Raw genomic sequence first — 420 nt, 5'->3', positions numbered from 1 at the left:
GTCGAGCTGGCCAGCCAGGCGTTGTTCGGCCGGGCCGAGCTCGCCGACCTCGATGAATCGACGCTCGGTGCCGCGCTGCGCGAAGCCAGTAATGGCCAGGTCGCCGAGCTCAAGCCCGGTGGTCCGGATTCGATCGTCGATTTGTTGGTCGAGACGGGACTGGCGGCGAGTAAGGGAGCCGCGCGCCGCAACGTCGCCGAAGGTGGCGTCTACGTGAACAACATTCGCGTCGAAAGTGACGAGTGGATACCACAGCATTCCGATTTCCGGCATGAGCGCTGGCTCGTGTTGCGACGTGGCAAGCGGCACATTGCCGGCGTCGAGCGCGTGGGCGCTTAGGCCACCCGGCGACCGGGCTCTGACCTGCGGAAACGTCGGAATGACCTGGCGATTTGACTCCCTGTTAGTGCTCACGTAACT

1 protein-coding gene is annotated in these 420 nt (G+C 64.3%); it reads left to right on the top strand.

The genetic code is table 11. From position 1 onward, the window contains the following. Positions 1-339 (top strand): S4 domain-containing protein (locus RM590_RS35750; RefSeq protein WP_311708973.1); only part of this gene is annotated, 339 nt, incomplete at its 5' end. Between the last annotated feature and the right edge of the window lie 81 nt (positions 340-420).

The sequence above is a fragment of the Streptomyces litchfieldiae genome, assembly GCF_031845365.1.
In the GTDB taxonomy this organism is placed as follows: Bacteria; Actinomycetota; Actinomycetes; order Streptomycetales; family Streptomycetaceae; genus Streptomyces; species Streptomyces litchfieldiae.
This window is presented reverse-complemented; position numbering and strand designations above follow the sequence as displayed.